Source organism: Lacihabitans lacunae (genome assembly GCF_042649125.1).
Lineage (GTDB): Bacteria > Bacteroidota > Bacteroidia > Cytophagales > Spirosomataceae > Leadbetterella > Leadbetterella lacunae.
In genome coordinates, this window is record NZ_JBHRYQ010000001.1 from 1,041,225 (window position 1) to 1,061,796 (window position 20,572).

Annotated in this window: 18 protein-coding genes and 2 tRNA genes; 15 read left to right on the forward strand and 5 right to left on the reverse strand. The window is 34.7% G+C overall.

Annotated features, from left to right (window positions below; translation table 11 throughout):
• Positions 1-76: 76 nt before the first annotated feature.
• Genes ACFOOI_RS04400 through ACFOOI_RS04410 form a run of 3 tightly spaced genes read left to right on the forward strand, consistent with a single transcriptional unit; the run spans position 77 to position 3,844 of the window.
• Positions 77-1,783 (forward strand): sodium:solute symporter, encoded by a 1,707-nt coding sequence (locus tag ACFOOI_RS04400; protein ID WP_379835500.1) that lies wholly within the window; start codon positions 77-79, stop codon positions 1,781-1,783.
• The gene (locus tag ACFOOI_RS04405; RefSeq protein WP_379835502.1) at positions 1,770-2,471 is read left to right on the forward strand and encodes a response regulator transcription factor; all 702 of its coding nucleotides are present in this window, start codon (positions 1,770-1,772) and stop codon (positions 2,469-2,471) included. Before ACFOOI_RS04400 ends, ACFOOI_RS04405 begins: the two co-directional genes overlap by 14 nt.
• Positions 2,472-2,473: 2 nt before the next feature.
• Positions 2,474-3,844, forward strand: coding sequence for a sensor histidine kinase (locus ACFOOI_RS04410; protein ID WP_379835504.1), 1,371 nt, complete (start codon positions 2,474-2,476; stop codon positions 3,842-3,844).
• Positions 3,845-4,144: 300 nt separating this feature from the next.
• Here ACFOOI_RS04410 and ACFOOI_RS04415 read toward each other — a convergent pair.
• Positions 4,145-4,218, reverse strand: a tRNA-Met gene (locus tag ACFOOI_RS04415).
• 141 nt (positions 4,219-4,359) lie between these two features.
• On the opposite strand from ACFOOI_RS04415, the gene ACFOOI_RS04420 reads away from it, so the two are divergent.
• The 9 genes from ACFOOI_RS04420 (at position 4,360) to dapB (ending at position 12,953) form a co-directional block, all read left to right on the forward strand.
• Positions 4,360-4,740 (forward strand): START-like domain-containing protein, encoded by a 381-nt coding sequence (locus ACFOOI_RS04420; protein WP_379835506.1) that lies wholly within the window; start codon positions 4,360-4,362, stop codon positions 4,738-4,740.
• Positions 4,741-4,812: 72 nt separating this feature from the next.
• The gene (locus ACFOOI_RS04425) at positions 4,813-6,291 is read left to right on the forward strand and encodes an LptF/LptG family permease (protein ID WP_379835508.1); all 1,479 of its coding nucleotides are present in this window, start codon (positions 4,813-4,815) and stop codon (positions 6,289-6,291) included.
• Between the two features lie 94 nt (positions 6,292-6,385).
• Positions 6,386-6,661, forward strand: a complete 276-nt coding sequence (gene rpsO, locus ACFOOI_RS04430; RefSeq protein WP_379835510.1) for a 30S ribosomal protein S15 — start codon at positions 6,386-6,388, stop codon at positions 6,659-6,661.
• Between the two features lie 135 nt (positions 6,662-6,796).
• Positions 6,797-8,941: a polyribonucleotide nucleotidyltransferase gene (pnp, locus tag ACFOOI_RS04435; protein ID WP_379835512.1), complete on the forward strand. Its 2,145-nt coding sequence runs from the start codon at positions 6,797-6,799 to the stop codon at positions 8,939-8,941.
• An 88-nt stretch (positions 8,942-9,029) separates the two neighbouring features.
• Positions 9,030-9,893, forward strand: a complete 864-nt coding sequence (locus tag ACFOOI_RS04440; protein WP_255037687.1) for a sigma-70 family RNA polymerase sigma factor — start codon at positions 9,030-9,032, stop codon at positions 9,891-9,893.
• 114 nt (positions 9,894-10,007) lie between these two features.
• Positions 10,008-10,679, forward strand: a complete 672-nt coding sequence (locus tag ACFOOI_RS04445; protein WP_379835514.1) for a ParA family protein — start codon at positions 10,008-10,010, stop codon at positions 10,677-10,679.
• A 9-nt stretch (positions 10,680-10,688) separates the two neighbouring features.
• Positions 10,689-11,573, forward strand: a complete 885-nt coding sequence (locus ACFOOI_RS04450) for a ParB/RepB/Spo0J family partition protein (protein WP_379835516.1) — start codon at positions 10,689-10,691, stop codon at positions 11,571-11,573.
• A 1-nt stretch (position 11,574) separates the two neighbouring features.
• Complete coding sequence (locus ACFOOI_RS04455; RefSeq protein WP_379835518.1) at positions 11,575-12,237, forward strand: DUF5683 domain-containing protein; 663 nt, start codon at positions 11,575-11,577, stop codon at positions 12,235-12,237.
• The gene (gene dapB / locus ACFOOI_RS04460; protein ID WP_379835520.1) at positions 12,237-12,953 is read left to right on the forward strand and encodes a 4-hydroxy-tetrahydrodipicolinate reductase; all 717 of its coding nucleotides are present in this window, start codon (positions 12,237-12,239) and stop codon (positions 12,951-12,953) included. The genes ACFOOI_RS04455 and dapB overlap by 1 nt, the downstream gene beginning before the upstream one ends.
• A 76-nt stretch (positions 12,954-13,029) precedes the next feature.
• On the opposite strand, the gene ACFOOI_RS04465 is transcribed toward dapB, so the two are convergent.
• Genes ACFOOI_RS04465 through ACFOOI_RS04480 form a run of 4 tightly spaced genes read right to left on the reverse strand, consistent with a single transcriptional unit; the run spans position 13,030 to position 16,043 of the window.
• Entirely contained in the window at positions 13,030-13,686 is a 657-nt protein-coding gene (locus tag ACFOOI_RS04465; protein ID WP_379835522.1) for a LysM peptidoglycan-binding domain-containing protein, read from the reverse strand.
• 1 nt (position 13,687) lies between these two features.
• Complete coding sequence (purE, locus tag ACFOOI_RS04470; protein ID WP_379835524.1) at positions 13,688-14,176, reverse strand: 5-(carboxyamino)imidazole ribonucleotide mutase; 489 nt, start codon at positions 14,174-14,176, stop codon at positions 13,688-13,690.
• A gap of 5 nt (positions 14,177-14,181) precedes the next feature.
• Entirely contained in the window at positions 14,182-15,324 is a 1,143-nt protein-coding gene (locus tag ACFOOI_RS04475) for a 5-(carboxyamino)imidazole ribonucleotide synthase (protein WP_379835526.1), read from the reverse strand.
• Positions 15,324-16,043, reverse strand: a complete 720-nt coding sequence (locus ACFOOI_RS04480) for a hypothetical protein (RefSeq protein WP_379835528.1) — start codon at positions 16,041-16,043, stop codon at positions 15,324-15,326. The genes ACFOOI_RS04475 and ACFOOI_RS04480 overlap by 1 nt, the downstream gene beginning before the upstream one ends.
• 59 nt (positions 16,044-16,102) lie before the next feature.
• On the opposite strand from ACFOOI_RS04480, the gene ACFOOI_RS04485 reads away from it, so the two are divergent.
• The 3 genes from ACFOOI_RS04485 (at position 16,103) to ACFOOI_RS04495 (ending at position 20,550) form a co-directional block, all read left to right on the forward strand.
• On the forward strand, positions 16,103-17,410 hold the full coding sequence (locus tag ACFOOI_RS04485) for a cryptochrome/photolyase family protein (protein ID WP_379835530.1): 1,308 nt from the start codon (positions 16,103-16,105) through the stop codon (positions 17,408-17,410).
• Between the two features lie 51 nt (positions 17,411-17,461).
• Positions 17,462-20,263 (forward strand): PD-(D/E)XK nuclease family protein, encoded by a 2,802-nt coding sequence (locus ACFOOI_RS04490; RefSeq protein ID WP_379835532.1) that lies wholly within the window; start codon positions 17,462-17,464, stop codon positions 20,261-20,263.
• Positions 20,264-20,465: 202 nt separating this feature from the next.
• A tRNA-Ser gene (locus ACFOOI_RS04495) sits at positions 20,466-20,550 on the forward strand.
• Positions 20,551-20,572 lie beyond the last annotated feature (22 nt).

Consider the following 20,572-nt stretch of genomic DNA (forward strand, 5'->3'; position numbering starts at 1 on the left):
AGCGTGTATACTTTATGATTGTGCTTTTCTTAATTAGTCTTATTTGTTTGTTTTATTTTTTAACAAAATATTTCTCATGACACAAATAGACTGGATTTTATTATCAATTACCCTACTTTCAATCATTTGTTTCGGAATATTTAAAAACCGAAAAGATACCAATATCGATGGCTATTTACTTGGAAACAAATCGTTACCGTGGTACCACGTAGGTTTTTCGCTTATGGCCACCCAGGCGAGTGCCATTACTTTCTTATCGGCACCCGGCCAAGGCTTTACCGATGGTATGCGTTTCGTTCAGTTTTACTTCGGACTTCCGCTTGCCATGATAGTGCTAAGTATTACCTTTATTCCGATATTCCATAGATTAAAAGTATACACTGCATACGAGTATCTTGAGTCACGTTTTGATTCCAAAGTTAGAATATTTACCGCCATCTTGTTTTTAGTATCAAGAGGCTTAGCAACTGGAATCTCAATATATGCACCTTCTATAATCCTTTCTACTATTTTTGGTTGGAACATTACGGTTACAAACATTATCATGGGAGGCATAGTGCTAACCTATACGGTCATTGGTGGTACAAAGGCCATTTCCTACACGCATTTGCAACAAATGGTATTCGTTACGTTTGCCATGTTTTTTGCAGGGTATATGGTTGTAAAACTCCTACCAGGAGATATTAGTACCTTAGACGCTCTTAAAATTGCGGGTAAATCAAACCGACTAAACATTATTGATTTAGAATTTAACCCAAAAGAAAGGTATAATTTATGGTCAGGTCTAATCGGAGGTTTTTTCTTACAACTTTCGTATTTTGGTACGGATCAGTCGCAAGTAGGAAGGTATCTTACTGGAAAGTCAATAAAAGAGAGTAGAATTGGCCTCTTGCTAAATGGGGTAATCAAAATTCCAATGCAGTTTGGAATCCTACTTATTGGGGTACTGGTTTTTGTTTTTTATTCATTTAACCCTACACCGGTATTCTTTAATAAAGTAGAAACCGAAAAGATTCAGAACAGTAAATATGCTTCGGAATTTGAAATTATTGAAAAGAAAAACGAAGAAGTAAATTTCGAAAAATCAAAAGAAACTAGAGCTCTTATAACTGCAATAGACGCCAAAGATGAAGCCGAAATAACAAGAAGCCAAGGAAAGATTAAAGAGATATTAGAAGAGCAGAAAGACTTAAAAGTAGAAGTTTCTTCTCTTATTAAAAAAAATAACCCAAGTGGTGACACCAACGACGTTAATTATATTTTCTTAAGATTTATTCTCGATCACCTTCCGCATGGTTTTATAGGATTATTGGTGGCCATCATTTTTTCTGCTTCTATGGGCTCAGTGGCTTCTGCCTATAATTCGCTAGCAGCCACTACATTAATAGACGTAATAAGCAAAACCAAGTTTAAACCTGCAGATAAGCAGAAAGAACTAAAACTATCAAAGTATCTCACTATTTTTTGGGGTTTATTTTGTATTTTAGTAGCATCATTTGCCCAAAAACTAGGCAGCAGCATGATAGAACTTGTCAATATTCTAGGTTCTTGGTTTTATGGTGTCATATTAGGGATTTTCTTAGTCGCCTTTTATGTTCCCAAAATCAAAGCGAAATCGATTTTGATTGGGTCTATTTTAAGTGAAATCTTGATAATCATAATTTGGTACAACGAATGGGTTGCGTTTTTATGGTTAAACTTAATAGGCGTAGTTCTTGTCTTTATATTGAGTTGGCTGTTTCAAGCGATTCTAAAAAACAACACGATTAATGCAGAGCAATAAAAATATATTAATAATAGAAGATGACCTTCGTATAGCCCAAAACATCAGTAAAGGCTTGCAAGAAAAAGGTTATACCACAGAAGTGGCTTACGACGGCAAAATAGGCTTAAAACTCGCCTTAGGCAATGATTACGATTTGATCTTATTAGACTTAAACCTTCCCGGTTTAAACGGCTACGAAGTTTGTGAAGAAGTAAGAAAAAAGAAAAGCTCAACGCCCATAATAATGCTTACGGCATTGGGAGAAACTGAAGACAAAATTGAAGGATTTGAAAAAGGAGCGGATGATTATTTAGTAAAACCATTTGATTTTCGAGAGCTGTTAGCTCGTATCAATGTTTTTATAAAACGAAACGGAAATATTGCTCCTGAAAACCGAAATACTTTAAAGGTGGCCAATCTAGAATTAGATCCTGATTCAAAAATAGTAACGCGAAACGGTCAAAACATAGAACTCACACCAAAAGAATTCCTTTTGTTGGAGTTTTTATTGAAAAATAAAGGTAAAATTATTTCTAAAGCAGAAATCTCAGATAGCCTTTGGGAATCAAATGCTCAACAGAGCTTAAATGTGGTGGAAGTGTATATTAATTTCCTCCGTAAAAAAATAGACAAAGATTATATCCCCAAATTGATTCACACCAAAACCGGTATGGGGTATGTTTTAAAAGAAGATTCTAACAGTTAATTATGAAAATTCGGACTAAAATAGCCCTTCAATTTACTTTGATAGTGGCTACTATCTTGGTGATATTTTCAGTGTCACTGTATTATTTATTGGAGTCTTACACCAGAAAAGAATTCAATAACTACCTGGTAGATAGAGCTAAAACTACCGCCCAACTTTTAATCAAGGAAAAAAATATAGATAATAAACTACTCAAAATTTTCGATAGAAACACCCTCTCTACCCTCTATGCAGCTGATGTATTGGTTTTTAATGATAACAACGAAGTAGCCTATTCTAATTATGAAGCAGATACGATTTATTATAACCCGCAACTTCTTGAAAAAGTAAGGAAAGAGAAATTCTATGAGTCTACTTACAAAGACAAAGAAGTAGTTGGTTTAATGTATAAAAACGAAGAAAGTCAAAATTATTTGATTTTGGCTCAATCAGAGGATGTTTATGGAAAGCAAAAGCTCGAAAATATTCGAGATGCCATGACAATTGGATTACTTTCAGCTATATTATTAACCATTGTTTTCGGATTTATATTTTCGGGGCAATCGCTAAAGCCAATTTCGAGAATTAATCAGGAAGTATCAAAAATTACGGCATATAACCTTACTAAAAAGCTAAGTACCAGCAATAACAAAGACGAGATAGCCCAACTAGCGAGAAACTTCAACGAAATGCTTTCCAGAATTGAAAGATCGTTTGAGCTTCAAAAAAGTTTTGTAAGTAATGCCTCCCACGAACTTAGAACCCCACTCGCTGCCATCAAATCTGAGATTCAGGTGGCATTAGAAAAAGAAAGAAATAGCACAGAATATCAGAACATTTTAAAAACTCTGTATATTGACAACCAAAGGTTGATTCAGTTGACCAATGGGTTACTTCAGCTTGCAAAGTCAGAAAAAGGCGATGAATCAGTACAGTTGAGTCCAATCAGAATAGATGAAGTATTATTTGAAGTTCAAGATGAACTAATGCATCAACATACCAATTATCAGATTGCGATTGATTTTGAGGAAATTCCAGAAGATGACAATTGGGTGACGGTTTTGGGCAATAAACCTCTCTTAAAGACGGTTTTTAACAATCTTTTTGATAATGCTTGTAAATATTCTGAAGATAAATTAGCAACGGTAAACATTCGATTTAATCGCAGAAATTGTATAGTAATGGTTTCTGACAAAGGTATCGGAATCCCGAATGACGAATTAGATAAAGTTTTTGAGCCCTTTTACAGAACCAAAAATGCCTCAAGTTTTAAAGGCCACGGCATAGGCCTTTCGATCTGTAAGCGGATAATAGACATGCATAAAGGTAGAATAGTGGTCAAAAGTGAAGTAGGGGAAGGGAGCACGTTTAATATTATTCTTCCTCATATCTAATAATTGCATCTAACTAAGCCCTTTCATTAGGAATTAAAAGTGCATGCTCTGTTTTCCTTTTCCACACTTCTATTAGATTTGCCCTCTACATTTCTGAAAAAACTCGAAATTTAAAACACGTTCTATATTTACTTTTGAGCTATTTTTAGAAAGGATTTAATCAAGTAAATTAAACATACATAATACTGATTATCCGAGTTTTAAATAAAAAATCTAGTAAAATAATTCGCTAGATAATTGATTATTTCGGGAAAATTTTGGCACAAAAAAAAGTGCCTTAAAATAAGACACTTAATTGAGTAGCGGGAAGGGGAATCGAACCCCTGACCTCCGGGTTATGAATCCGACGCTCTAACCATCTGAGCTACCCCGCCGACTAATGAGGGTGCAAAACTATGAAACCTTTTCATAACTTCCAAAAACTTTTCGAAACTTATTAAAAAAATAAATAAATATTTTTTTTTACTTGTTTTAATTGAGCGAATCCTTTAAATCGTAAGAAAAAGTTCAAGCATATGCCAAAACATAAATATACCCAAGAATTCCCTTTTAAAACTTCGCCTAAAGTTTTATTTAACTATATAAGCACTCCTGGTGGTTTACAGCAGTGGTTTTCAGACAAAGTGGTTGTAGATAGTAATCACCTTTATAACTTTTATTGGGATGAAGAAAAACACTCGGCTGAACTAACGTCTTCTAGGCTAAATAAATCTACAAGATTCGACTTTACTGGAGAAGACGAAGGTAATTTTTTAGAATTCAAATTAATCACTTCGGAAATTGACAATTCTACTTATTTAAAAATAACGGACTGCTCAGACAATGACGACGAAGAAGATTTAGAATATCTTTGGAAAGGACTAATAGCAGATTTGAAAGAAATAGTAGGTGGCTAATTTCTTAATTAATCTTAAAGAATTTTGATTCATAGTTTTTGATATCGACTTTTGTAATTGAAAATTATTTTAATGAAGAAAATCGATAAACTTTTCGTAAAAGCATTTATAGGGCCTTTCGTATTAACCACAGCTATTGTGGTTTTTATTTTTTTGCTTAGGTTTTTGATGATGTATTTCGAAGATTTTATAGGAAAAGACCTTGGCCTTGATGTATTCGGTAAGCTTTTCTTATATTTTTCTTTAATTACCGTACCTACCGCACTTCCTTTAGCTACGCTGCTCGCCACTTTAATGTGTTTTGGCAATATGGGCGAACACTCCGAACTCACTGCTATGAAATCAGCAGGAATTCCACTAAGTAGACTAATTTTACCCACTCTGTATTTTTCAATAGTTGTCAGTATTTTTTCTTTTTTTTATAACAACTACGTTAATCCTTGGGCTAACCTGAAAGGATACTCCCTTCTTTGGGATGTAAAAAATGCGAAATTGACATTAAATATTCAGCCGGGCATATTCTACAAAGAACTACCCGGGTATCGTTTAAAGGTTCAAGAGAAGATGCCAGATGGCAATTCTATGAAAAATGTTATTATCTATGACCACACCTCTAACAATGGAAACAGAAACGTAACAATCGCAGATTCAGGTCGAATGTATTTCATGAATAATGGCTATTATTTGGTGTTTGAGCTTTTTAATGGCAAAAACTACGTAGAAAACCAGAATAATTTTAACAAATATGATGAATCGCAATTTGTAAGAAATAGCTTCAAAAAAAATAAAATAGTGTTTTCGATGGAAACCTTCGGAATTAAAAGAACAAACGAAGACCAGTTTAAATACCATGAATACATGAAAAACACGAGCGAACTATCTGCTCAAATTGATACTGTAAGAAGAGATATTCGTGCAAAAACCAAAGATCAGACGAGGCAACTGAAAAGCCAAAACGCATATTTGTTCCGAACAAACTATGGTAAAGTAGATTCAACTAAAAAAGCAGTACCCATAAAAGCAGGTAATTGGATTCAAGAAAAATTGAAGGCCTCGGAAACAAGCTATAGAGAAATGGAAATTTTAGAAACTTCTATTTCGCAGTTGAAAAATTTTATATCGACTCTAGAAACCGACAGAACTATCATTTTAAATAGGAATAAAGAGGTTTGGAGAGCAGACATAGAGCGTTGGCACAAAATAACTATGGCTTTCTCATGCATGGTCATGTTTCTAATCGGTTCGTCATTGGGCTCCATCATTAAAAAAGGGGGATTCGGAATGCCAGTTTTGGTTTCCATCAGTTTCTTTATTTTACTATATGTACTCATGCAGCTTGGAGACAAATATGCCAAAGAAGGCATAATTCCTGTGCTAGTAGGGGTTTGGATACCTAATACGGTTTTGTTACTTATAGGCATTTACCTTATGAGTAAGGCTTCTAATGACTCACGTTTATTTGAAAACGATACTTTTGTGAAATTCCAAAATACACTCTCTAATCTAAAAAGCATTTTTAGAAAGAAAAAAGCAAACACACACACCGTGTAATAATATTTTTTTGAATATTTAAATAATTTATTTTAAAATATAAGTTATCTTTGCATCTGTTTTATTTTTTAACAATTAATCTAGGTTACAATACATGTATTTAACTCCGGAAAAGAAAGAAGAAATTTTTTCAGAAAAAGGTCTTCTTAGAAAAGCAAGCGATACAGGTTCTGCGGAATCACAAATCGCATTATTTACTTATAGAATCGCTCATTTAACTGAGCATCTAAAAGCCCACAAACACGATTACTCTACACGTTCTGGACTACTTAAATTAGTAGGAAAGCGTCGTAGATTGTTGGATTACTTAGTAAAAGTTGACATCAATCGTTACAGAGCAATTATTGCCGAGCTTGGAATTCGTAAATAAATTAAATGGGAATCTAACTATGTTAGATTCCCGTTTTTGTGTGTTTTAAATTAGCAAATTATAATAAACATCCCCGCGGAATTAAAGGATTTACAAGTTGTATAGAAAGCGGAAATACAACACAAATACATTTAAATGTTTAATATTCATTCACAAACCATCCAAATGCCGGATGGTCTAGAGATATCTCTAGAAACAGGCAAATTAGCTCGCCAAGCAGATGGTTCAATTGTCTTGAGATGTGGCAATTTAGTAATGTTAGCTACTGTTTGTGCAGCAAAAGAACACAGAGAAGGTACTGACTTTTTACCTTTATCAGTTGATTACCAAGAAAAATTCGCATCAGCCGGAAAAATCCCAGGAAGTTTTCAAAGAAGAGAAGGAAGACTTTCAGACAATGAGATCTTAATCTCACGTCTAATAGACAGAGCTTTAAGACCAATATTTCCTGAAGATTACCATGCAGAGGTTCAAGTAATGGTAACTTTACAATCAGCAGACGAAAATATCCAACCAGATGCTTTAGCTGCTCTTGCCGCTTCAGCTGCAATCATGGTTTCTGATATTCCTTTTAATGGACCAATCTCCGAAGTTCGAGTATGTAAAATTGGTGGTAAATATGTAATAAACCCTCCAGTTGATCAATTAGACACCGCTGACCTTGATCTAATTATTGCAGGTTCTGCAGAAAGCATCATCATGGTAGAAGGTGAATCAAACGAGGTTTCTGAATTAGAAATGATTGAGGCTATTAAAGTAGCCCACGATGCTATAAAACTACAAGTGGCAGCTCAGAAAGAGCTAGAAGCCAAAGTAGGTAAAACAGAAAAAAGAACATACTGTCACGAAATTCATGACGAAGATCTTAAGAAAAAGATGTACGATGCACTTTTTGAAAAGGTTTATGCAGTATGTTTAGAAGGAAATGACAACAAGAGCGTAAGAAGCGAAGGCTTCTCAGCTATCTTAATAGAATATAAGGAAAGTCTTCCAGAAGAAGAAAGAGAGAATGCTCTTTTCAAAGTATATTTTGGAGATATCCAATACGATGCTTCTAGAAAAATGGTGCTTGAAGAAAGCAAAAGACTAGATGGTAGAAAACTTAACGAAATCAGACCAATCACGTGTGAGGTAAATTATTTACCTTCAGCTCACGGCTCTGCTTTGTTTACAAGAGGCGAAACACAATCGTTGTCAACTACTACTTTAGGAACAAAACTTGACGAGCAAATTGTAGATCAACCGATGTACAAAGGTTTCTCTAAGTTTTATTTACACTACAACTTCCCTGGTTTCTCTACTGGCGAGGTTAGACCAAACAGAGGTGTAGGTAGAAGAGAGGTAGGTCACGGAAACTTGGCTCAGCGTACGCTTAAAAAAGTAATGCCGAAAGAAGAAGAGAATCCATATACTATCAGAATAGTTAGTGATATTCTTGAATCTAACGGTTCATCTTCTATGGCCACTGTTTGTGCGGGTTGTTTGTCACTAATGGATGCCGGTATCCAAATCAAAGCTCCAGTTTCTGGAATCGCGATGGGATTAATCACCGATACTACTACTGGAAAATACGCGGTACTTTCAGATATATTAGGAGACGAAGATCACCTTGGAGACATGGACTTTAAAGTTACAGGTACAGCAAAAGGTATTGTCGCTTGTCAAATGGACATCAAAATAGGTGGTTTATCGTACGAAATACTTGAAAAAGCATTAATTCAAGCAAAAGAAGGACGTTTACATATCCTTTCTAAAATGACTGAAGTTTTAGATAAACCTAAAGATGAGCTTAAGCCATTTGCTCCAAGAGCACACACCATTATTATCGACAGAGAACTAATAGGTGCGGTTATAGGACCAGGCGGTAAAGTAGTTCAAGAGATTCAAAGGGAGTCAGGAGCAACTGTAAACATCGAAGAGAAAGACAATAAAGGTTATATCTCGATTTTCGCTACAAATGGTGAAAGCATGAGTGCAGCAAGAAAAAGAATAGAAGGAATAGTGAAGATGCCTGACGTAGGTGAAGTATACGAAGCCAAAGTAAAATCTATTCAAGCATTTGGGGCATTCTGCGAATTTTTACCAGGAAAAGAAGGATTACTTCATATCTCTGAAATCAGCTGGGATAGACTTCCTAGTATGGACGGAGTACTTCAAGAAGGTGAAGTTATTCAGGTGAAATTAACAGAAATAGATAAGAAAACAGGAAAATATAGACTGTCTAGAAAAATATTATTACCAAGACCTCCGAGAGAAGAAAAACCAACACAAGAACAATAATTAACAATTTTTTGTTGTTTATTAGTACCTTGTAATATCCCTTTAGTCAGGTCATTATTATTTTAGAATCTATCTTAAAAAAAGCAATATGAGACAACTCAAAATAAGTAAACAAATCACCAATAGAGAGAGTCAATCTCTAGATAAATATCTTCAGGAAATAGGTAAAGTTGACCTATTAACTCCGGATGAAGAGGTGATTTTGGCACAAAAAATTCGTGATGGAGACCAGTTATCATTAGAAAGACTTACGAAAGCCAATTTAAGATTTGTGGTCTCAGTAGCTAAACAATATCAAAACCAAGGCCTTTCGCTAGGTGACCTTATAAATGAAGGAAATCTAGGTTTGATCAAAGCCGCTCAAAGGTTTGACGAAACAAGAGGATTTAAATTTATCTCATATGCGGTTTGGTGGATACGTCAAAGTATACTTCAAGCATTGGCTGAGCAGTCTAGAATAGTAAGACTACCTCTTAACAGAGTAGGTTCACTAAACAAGATTTCCAAAACATTTTCTGAGCTTGAGCAAAAGTTTGAAAGAGAGCCATCTCCAGAAGAACTTGCTGAAGTACTTGAGATATCAGCAAACGAGGTCGTAGATACCATGAAAATATCGGGTAGACACGTATCTGTTGATGCTCCGTTTGTACAAGGTGAAGAAAACAGCCTTTTGGATGTATTGGAAAACGATACAGAAATCAGACCCGATCAGGAGTTAATGAATGACTCACTAAGAAGAGAAGTTCTTAGAGCACTTTCTACGCTAACTCAAAGAGAAGCTGAAGTAATTATGTTTTACTTTGGACTAAACGGAGAGCAAGCAATGACGCTTGAAGAAATAGGTGAGAAGTTTAACCTGACAAGAGAAAGAGTAAGACAAATTAAAGAAAAAGCGATACGAAGGCTAAGACAAACCTCCCGTAGTAAAGCTTTAAAAGCATATTTAGGATAACAGAAAAGAGGTTCAAAAATTTGAACCTCTTTTTTTTTGTTCCGTGAAACTTTTTCGTGGAACATTAATTTGAAGTTTGAAAGTTTTAAACCAAATTTGTATTTATTATAAATTATGGCAAAAAAGATAGGAATATATAGTTTGGAAGTTAGTTCAGGTAAAACCATTACCACAGCATTTTTAGCAGAAGCTTTGACCACATTAGGCAAAAAAGTATTGTGTGTAGATTTGTCTCCCAATCAGAATTTAGGAAAATATTTAAATTTGACAATTAACGATTTATTGAGTTTAGATAATTCTAGGCCTGCTGAAAGAGTTAAAAAAATTACCCAAGGTCAGTTTTCGTGGGATTACCTCAGCATTAGTACTTCAGATAATATAGAAGGAAGCTTAGGTGTTTTTGAAGGTTATAATTACGTTTTATTAGACTTCCCTAGTTTTAATACTGAAACGTCATTAGTATATTTAGAAAAAATTGACAGTGTAATTGTTCCAATAGAAAGTGAATTTTATGGTCTAGACAAAGTAAGTGAAACACTTGAATCAGTCATTAAAAATAACCTGCTAATAGATGGTTTGCTGCTTACAAAGTATGACACAAACAATGAACTTTTACAAAAATTTGAAATTCAAATAAGAGAGAACTTTAAAGACATGGTTTTCGATTCTATCATCAATAGAAGTTATTATTTGGGATTAGAAAAATTTAATATTGAAAGTTTAAATCAGGCTTCCACACATTTTGGGTTTACTGATTATTTAAAATTAGCCAACGAATTAGTTTAAAAAGTAAAAATGAGTAAGAAAAGAATGGGTCTGGGAAGAGGGTTAGGTGCATTATTGTCAGACAATAATGAGGAATCTATCGTGGTTTCCCAAAATCTAGATACAAAAGAAGAGTTCAATGAAATTTTCATTGAAAATATTGAAACAAACCCTTTCCAACCAAGAACTAGTTTTGATCCTGTAAGTTTAAATGAACTAAAAGAATCGATTCAAACTCAAGGGATTATTCAGCCGATAACGGTAAGAAGGATTTCGGGAGGATATCAACTTATTTCTGGAGAAAGAAGGTTACAAGCTTCAAAATTAGCCGGTTTAACGAGTATACCTGCCTATATAATTGAAGCTACCGACACTCAGATGTTGGAAATGGGTCTCATTGAAAATATTCAAAGAGAAAACCTAAACCCAATTGAAGTTGCATTGGCGTATCAAAGGCTAATTACTGACTGTAATCTTAAACATGAAGAGCTAGGTGGCAGAGTGGGGAAAGATAGAAGTACGGTAAATAACTACTTGAGGTTGCTTAACCTTCCGAGTCAAGTTCAAGATGGCGTTAAAGAAAAGAAAATTAGTATGGGGCATGCTAGAGCACTCCTGGGTTTGCCGTCACAAGAGTTAATGATCAAGGTATTTGGCGATGTGGTGGCTCAAGAACTTTCGGTTAGAAAAGTAGAAGAAATTGTTAGAAATTATTCAGCTGATTCAAAACCAAAACAGAAGAAAACATCTGCTGCTGAACCGAAACAAATTATTTTTCCACTACAAGAGTCGCTGAGCCAATATTTTGGAAAAAAAGTAGCTGTTACAGCAAATGACAAAAGCAAAGGAGAAATAAAAATACCATTTGCAAGTAAAATTGAACTTGAAGAAATATTAGATAAACTCAAGAAATAAGTTGAAAAACCAAAGTATTGTAATTTTACTTATTTTCCTTTTTAAACTTTCTATATCAAATGCTCAGGATAGTTTAAAAGTGAAGTTGGACTCCTTAAAAGTACCAAGCGAATCTAAGTTTGATACCTTACGAGGTCAAAAGCTTAAATCGACGCTTAGTTCTACAAAAAAAACGCTTGGTCAAGCTTTTGGAACAATTGATACAAAGCCTGAAGAAGTGCCAAAGATTGCATTTGTAAGGTCACTACTTTTGCCTGGATGGGGACAAATAACCAATAAGCAATATTATAAGTTGCCTTTTATATATGGAAGTGCAGCAGCTGGTATTTATTTTATTCATACAAATAACCAAAAGTTCAAAGAATTTAAGGGTTATCTAGTTACAATGAATGACTCAAAAACTACCGAAATACTTATAAATGAAAGGGGGCCTTATTCGTATTCGATTGTAAATACAGCAGCAAAACAATATCGACGATGGAAACAAGGCACTGTGATTGGATTTTCTTTGGGTTGGTTATTGTTTGCTGTAGAATCTAACGTGTCGGCACATTTGAAAACTTTTGATATTTCAGATGATATATCACTAAAAATGAAACCTACAGTTTTTTCTGTGGGCGGTAAAAACGCATTGGGACTAAATTTAAATATAAATATTAAATAATGAAGATCACCTTACTTGGCTATGGGAAAATGGGAAAAGCCATAGAAAAAGTTGCTTTAGAAAGAGGCCATGAAATAGTAAATACTATTGATTTAAACAATATTGCAGACCGTGAGAAAATTGGCGAGTCAGAAGCTGAAGTTGTGATTGAATTCAGTTCACCGCATGCCGCCTACGAAAACCTAAAGTCTTGTATGGCTCAGGGAGTAAAAACAGTTTCTGGCACTACCGGCTGGTTAGACCACAAAGAAGAAATAGAAAAACTTTGCGTAGAGAATGACGCGGCGTTCTTTTATGCAAGTAATTACAGCATTGGCGTAAATTTATTTTTTAAATTAAACGAAGTTTTGGCAAAAATGATGTCGAAACACAAGCAATACGAAATATTTACGAGTGAAATTCATCACACAGAAAAGCTAGATTCGCCAAGTGGAACAGCCATAACACTGGCTGAAGGAATTATGAATAACAACATTCAAAAAAGTAAGTGGGTAAACAATGAAATTCCAAAAGAAGATGAAGTGGCGATTTGGTCATCGAGAGAAGGAAAAGTACCTGGGACGCATAATGTAAAATATATTTCAGAAATCGACGAAATCGAAATCAAACATACTGCCTATAGCAGACTGGGCTTTGCTCAAGGAGCCGTGATAGCTGCAGAATGGTTGGTTGATAAAAAAGGAGTACTTGGCATGGACGATATGCTAAAACTCTAAATAATTAAGCTCATAATAAAAATGCCTTGCTGATCAATTTGACTAGCAAGGCATTTTATTTTTCCGGTGCTTATATTTATTTCTTAACGCTGTACGGAATAACTAATTTCTCACCTCTAGATGCCATGTTCTTAGTTTTACCATTTGCAGACATAAGCAAATCTACCGAAACATTATATTTTTCACCAACTACTCGCAATATATCGCCAGGTCCTACGGTGTGATAACCTTGAATCGGTATAGTGATTTTGGTTACGCCAACTTTAATTCCATTCGGATCAACTCCAGGATTTAGCTTCTTTAGGGTAGCCGCAGTTACATTAAACTTATTTCCTATTCCAAAAAATGTCTCACCTTCTTTAACTGTGTGAACGACACTCTCTCCTGAAAGCTTTACAGGCTCTGCAGCTTTAGTTTCTGCAGGTTTTGGCGTTTCAACCTTAATTTCAGGTTCTGGCGTAGGCGTAGCAGTGGCAACTTCAGTTTCTACTGGCATTTCAGTTTGTTGAGCATATTCCATGTTTTGACTAGAGTCTGCTTCTAAATATTCCTTACCATCAATACCTTCTGAGGTTGCTTCTTTTAAGTCTCCCACTTTAGAGGCATCGTCTGACATCATGTGCCAGCCAGCATATAAAAGAAGACAAATGATTCCTATTAAAATAAAAAGAACTACAGTGGGCAATCCACTGGTTTTTTCTTCAGGTTTGGGGTTTCTTTCTTCAAATTCCATTTTAATTCTGCACGTTTTTTAGTTCAATACTCATTTTATTTACTTTATCAATCAACTCGCTTTTGTAAGCGTGTAATTTTTGATTTATTTCTTTATCTGCTGTTCCTAAAATCTGAATCGCTAACAATCCAGCATTTAAAGACGCATTTAGGGCCACAGTAGCTACAGGAACACCGTTAGGCATTTGTAAAATAGACAAAACCGAATCCCATCCATCTATAGAATTGCTTGACTTTACTGGAACGCCAATAACAGGCAATACCGTACAAGAGGCAACCATTCCTGGTAAATGAGCGGCACCACCTGCACCGGCTATTATCACTTTTATTCCTCTGCTTTCGGCACCAGACGCATAATCCATCATTTTTTGAGGTGTTCTATGAGCCGAAACAATGTCGGTTTCCACCGAAACCCCAAACTCCTTCAATATATCTATAGCTCCTTGCATCACTTTCAAATCTGAGATGCTTCCCATTATGATTCCAACCATTTACTTTATTTTGAAATTACTTTTAAATTTTCTTTTACAAAATTGACCTTTTCTGTCAATTTATCAAAATCTGAATCTAAAATAGTTACATGTCCCATTTTTCTATATGGCTTGGTTATTTTTTTTCCATAAAAGAAAGGAAAAATATTTTCAACGCTTAGAATACGCTCAAGCCCTTTGTATTTCACCACACCCTCATAACCTGCTTCGCCCAAAAGATTAACCATGGCAGAAGGCATTATATTTTGTGTATTTCCAAAAGGTAAATCTAAAATGGCTCTCAGGTGTTGGTCAAACTGCGAAGTAAAGTTTCCTTTTTGAGTTTGGTGGCCACTATTATGAGGTCGAGGAGCTACTTCATTTACCAATACTTCGCCATCTTTTGTTAAAAACAACTCCACAGCTAACAAACCCACAATACCGATTTTTTCGGCGGTCATTTTAGCTAATTCTATTGCTTTAGTTTCTATTTCTGGAGAAATACTAGCAGGTGAAAATAAATACTCAACCAAATTTGCCTCTGGATGAAACACCATTTCTACTACTGGGAAAGCACTGATTTTGCCGGATTCGCTACGTGCAATTATCACAGCAAGCTCTTTTTCAAAATCAATTAGTTTTTCTAAAATCCCTCTGCCTTCAAAACCCTTTTCGATATCGGCTTCGTTTCTCAAAATCTGAACTCCTTTTCCATCATATCCGCCTACACCAAGCTTATTTACAGCGGGTAAAAATGAAATATGATTCGAGATTTCTGTATGATTATTTACTATTACAAAATCAGCCGTAGCAATACCGTTATCTTTGAAAAACTGTTTTTGAATAACTTTATCCTTAATAATTTCGATAACCTCAGGTTGAGGAAAAATCTTTTTACCTAGTTTTTGTAGGTCATGAAGAGCTTCTACGCTCACATTCTCAATTTCGATCGTAATTACATCAAGGTCTTTGCCCCAATTATAAACCGTTTGATAGTCCGTTATGCTTCCTTGTGTAAAATAGTGTGCGATTTTACTACATGGGCTTTCACCGTCGCCATCTAAACTGTGGATTTCAAGGTCTAAGTCTAGTGCTGACTGAATCAACATTTTCCCCAATTGGCCACCACCTAATATCCCTATTTTTAGGGAGTTATCAAATTCCGTCATTATTTAATTTCGAAGTCTTTTTCTTTAATTCCTTTATTAATTTTTACTGATTGCAATTCCGAAACAATCTCACCCATTTGTGTTCCTTGTTTTTTTATGGCAGGAAACAAAATTTCAGAGCCTTTAAATGTTTTGTAGTTTTCATACAGCACATTAGATTCCATTTTTCCTCTTGGGCTCTCATTTACAAAAGATGATTTTACTTTAAATCCTGTTTTAACATCAAAATAGTCTTTCCAAGTTTTTTGATTTTCATCCGTAAGTTGTACCACGTATACATCCATGTCTCCGATTTTTTCAGAAGGTAGGAGCGAAGAGGTAATATTTGCTTTTGCATATTCTAGTTCAAGAAAAGGGTGCATCCTTATGGCTTCGTTGTAGGCTTCTTTGCCAACTTTAGGCTCTTGGTTGCCATTTCCACCAAAGGAACTCTTTCTTTTTAACTTTTCTCCATCATAAATCATCCCCATTATTTCCATTCCGTTGCTGAAAACGCCCATGCTTACTTTGTAAGGAAACGCAAATTTCATCTCGGTTTCTGCCACGCCTCTTTGCGACTCAGAAGTGTAGCTCAAAACAATATCTTTGATATCCGGTGCCAAGGTTTTTATTTTAGTAACTTCCAAATATTTGTCAATTACTTGAGCAGATTCGGTAAATTCTTGGCCAAAAGAAACCTTTGTTAATAATACTGAGATAAGTATTAGATATTTTTTCATTTTTTTGTGATTTTTAAACATAAAAACATATCTCAAAGTTAAACTAAAAATACTTATTTATGAAACAACCCATTTCCATATTTTGGTTTAGAAGAGATTTAAGAATTGAGGATAACGCAGGTTTATTTCATGCCTTAAAATCAGAATATCCAACACTACCCATTTTTATTTTTGATACTGAAATACTAAGCAAGCTTCCTTCTAAACAAGATCGTAGAGTAGACTTTATTCATCAGGCTATATTAAGAATTGATAGTCAACTTTCTAAATCAGATTCTGGTGTAGAAGTGCACATCGGTAAGCCATCAGAAATATTCAAATCCCTCTTTGAAAAATATGAAATCAAAGAAATATTTACCAACAAAGACTATGAAAAATATGGGATAAAAAGAGACGAAGAAATAGCAGAATTTGCCAAGATCCATGGAGCGAAATTTCATTCATTTAAAGACCAAACCATTTTTGAGAAAAATGAAATACTGAGTGGTGCAGGAACCCCATATACGGTTTTTACGCCCTACTCTAGAAAATGGAAAGAAAAGCTTAATGATTTCTATGTAAAAGCATACCCCACCGAAAAATATTTTAAAAATTTATTATGCTTCAAATCCGAAATTCCAAGCCTTGAAAGGGTTGGCTTTGAGAAAACTGATTTAATATTTGACAAACCCGATTATAATTTAAAAATAATAGAAAACTATACTGAAAAAAGAGATTTCCCAGCGATTAATGGTACAACAAAACTAAGCATCCATCTCAGATTTGGAACGCTGAGTATAAGAGAGGCCGTAAAAGTAGCCATGCAGCATAACGACACTTGGCTCAATGAGTTGATTTGGAGAGATTTTTACATGAATATACTTGCGAATTTTCCCCAAATCGGAGAAAACAGGTCTTTCAGGCCTGAATACGACAATATAAAGTGGAGAAATAACGAGGCTGAATTTGAAAAATGGTGTAGTGGCAATACAGGTTTCCCAATTGTTGATGCCGGAATGCGAGAATTAAATGAGACAGGATTTATGCACAACAGAGTTAGAATGATAGTAGCGAGTTTTCTGTGTAAAGACTTGCTGATAGACTGGCGATGGGGCGAAGCATATTTTGCCCAAAAACTCAACGATTACGATTTTTCAGCAAATAACGGAGGTTGGCAATGGGCCTCGGGTAGCGGCTGCGATGCTGCTCCCTATTTCAGAGTTTTCAACCCTGACGCACAAGCCCTTAAGTTTGATAAGGAATTAAAATACATAAAAAAATGGATTCCAGAATTGAACTCTTTTTCGTATCCAAAGCCTATGTTAGACCACAAAATGGCCAGAGAAAGAGCTTTGAAAGTTTACAAAGAAGGACTCGCGAAAATATAAAATTTTAGATTTGGAAGTTTTGATGTTAGTTTTAGCTATTAATATAATAGTATGGATTCATTCTTAAAACTAGCATCAAAACAAATTTTCGACAGCCACAACTTAGAAGACCTTCGAAAGGTTCAGGTGATATTACCTTCACGAAGAGCAGTGTATTTTTTCAAAAAATCTCTTTCTGAAAACTCAGATAGGCCGTTTCTTTCGCCCTCGGTTATTTCTATTGATGACTTTGTGTTAGGTTTATCCAAACTTACGCCTTTAGACTCCATTGACCTGTATTACCGAATATTTGAGATATTTAAGAGACTCGACGAAAAAGCGAGTTTTGATAATTTTGTATCTATTGCACCCGTAATCCTAAATGATTTTGAGAATATTGATCAAGCATTAATTGAGCATCCACACGAGCTATTTAGATATATGAGCGAAGCCGAAGCCATAGCCCGCTGGAACCTTGAAGAAGATTTTAACTTTACCGAAAATGCACAAAGTTATTTTAGTTTTTTTGACAAAGTGGCTTTGGTTTATGAAATGCTCGGCAAAGAACTACTTGACGAAGCCAACTGCTACAAAGGCATGGCCTACAGAATAGTGGCCAACCAAGTTTTAGATTTGGTAGATACCAATTTTAATAAGATATATTTCGTTGGCTTAAATGCCCTTTCCAAAGCTGAAGAAAAAATAGTTTCTACTTTGGTTAAAAGTAATGCTGCGGTTACTCTTTGGGACACTGACAATTACTATATGGAATCCGACAATAAGGCGGGTAAAAAACTTCGTTCTTATAAAAAATCTGGAAAATATGGTGAGTGGAATTTTCAAAGTAATTTACTAAAAGAAAGTACCAAAAATGTAAATATTATTGCCGTAAATAATGAATCAGAACAAGCTAGGCTAGTTTCTACACTAATTCAAACACAAAGCGATGATCATGTTATTGTGGTATTAAACGAGAGAATGTTTCTGCCGCTTTATCTGAACCTACCAAAAGTAACGGCTTCCTATAACATAACGATGGGCCTCAAAATAAACCGTTCGGTGTTTTATGGCCTAATAGAAATACTTTTTGATAACCAAATCTCATCTTTCGGAGACAATAATGGCAACCTGAAACTTCATAATAAACGTTTTTTGAAAATAATAGAACATCCATTTATTTCTCAAATTCTGAAAAATGAATCAAAAGATGAGCTGATTATTGAAAAAATGAAAAATGAAATAAATTCTAAAAATATTGTTTTCGTAAGCCTAGCTAACCTGAATAGGATTGGTTATTCAAGTACATTTTTACATTTATTCTTTGTAGATTTCACGAATGACGTATTTCGTTTTTTTGAAATAATAGAAAAGATAAAGTCCAAAATTCATGCAGAAGTAGAGTTGCAAAGCCTTGAATATGAGTTTTTAGAAGCGTTAAATACAAAAACACTTATTCTAAAAACTATCGCGAGCAAAATCACGGATGTTACAGTAAAAAACTTGATGTACTTGTTTAAAGAGCTATTTAAGTCTGAAAGCATTCCTTTTTCGGGAAGTCCAGAAGCCTCGATTCAGATAATGAGTATGCTAGAGACCCGATGTCTGGATTACAAAAACGTAACTTTTTTAAACCTTAATGAGGGGGAGTTGCCCTCTAGCAGCAAAAACAAAACATTTATTCCTCTAGACGCAGCCGTTTATTTTGGCTTACCCATTTATTCTGACCAAGACGCCATCATGGCCTATCACTTTTTTAGAATAATGCAGCGGGCCGAAAACATCAACCTCATATATTTGACAAGTGGCAAAAGTAGCATAGGTTCAACAGAAAAAAGTAGGTTTATTACCCAAATAGAAGAAGAGCTAAGCACTTACAACAAAAACTTGGTTTTGAAGTACCCTGAGGTTATCCAAGATACGGATGAGCATATCATTGACCATGAAATCGAAATTGAAAAGTCAGATGAAACGATTGCCGATATAAAAAACTATTTGTCTAACAAAGGTCTTTATCCTTCTTCTATCAACGATTTCTTTGAATGCCAGCTAAGATTCTATTGGGCTAAAATAAAAGACATAAGAAAGCAAAATGAAATAAATGATAAGTTTGGAAATGATGTGTTTGGAACGCTCGTGCACGAAACTTTGGAGACAATTTTTAAACCTTTTCAGAAAAACAAACAAAAACTCTTTGCTGATGATTTCAAAGAAATAAAAAGTACACTGCCTGTAATAATTGAGAGCCTATTGATTGATAAATATGCAGGCTATGAAACCAAAACAGGCTTAAACTCAGTATTAAAAAAAGTAGCAGAGCGGATTTTAGAGCAATATTTTGATTCATTAGTAGAAAGTAACAGTAGTTTCGAAATAGTAGGGCTAGAAATTTTCTTAACGAACGAATTCTACGTAAACGTTAATCAAGAAGAAGTAAATGTAAAACTGTCTGGAATAGCAGATAATATTTCACTTAAAAATGACATTTTAGAGATTATAGATTATAAAACAGGAAAAGTAACGAGTGGTGATATTTCAAACACTATAAAAAACAACGAAGACCCACTGCTAAAGCCTGAAAAAGGAAAGTTAAGACAATTACTAATTTATAAATACCTTTTAGAAAAAAGCATCTCCAATAAAAAAATAGAAATTGGAAATTACAAGGGCCAAGAAGTGGTACCGAGAATAGTTTCTTTCAAAAACCTCGGAGAAAACCTTTCCTTAAATCATATTAGCGAAAATACAGAGACCATCATTAAAGAATTGACCACAGAAATAGTAGGGGACCTACTTAATAAAAATAAAAAAATAGTAAAAACACAAGATCTACTCTTGTGCACCTACTGCGATTTTAAAGAAATCTGTGGTCGTTAGATTTTTTTTCAGTCTTAAAATCTAATTTTTCAAAACCAAGGACCGAACAGACAAAAAAAGTTAGATTTTTTTTTCGAATTTACTTATCTGATAATAAAGGAGTTTGAAATTTTATTAAAAAATAAATGAGGAAAGTTTGAAATTAAACTTGACAACTAAAAAAAAGCTAGTATATTTGCATCCGAATTAAGGCCGAACATACAGAGAGATGGCAGAGCGGTCGAATGCGGCGGTCTTGAAAACCGTTGACTGTCAAAGGTCCGGGGGTTCGAATCCCTCTCTCTCTGCAAAAACCCAGATTATTCTGGG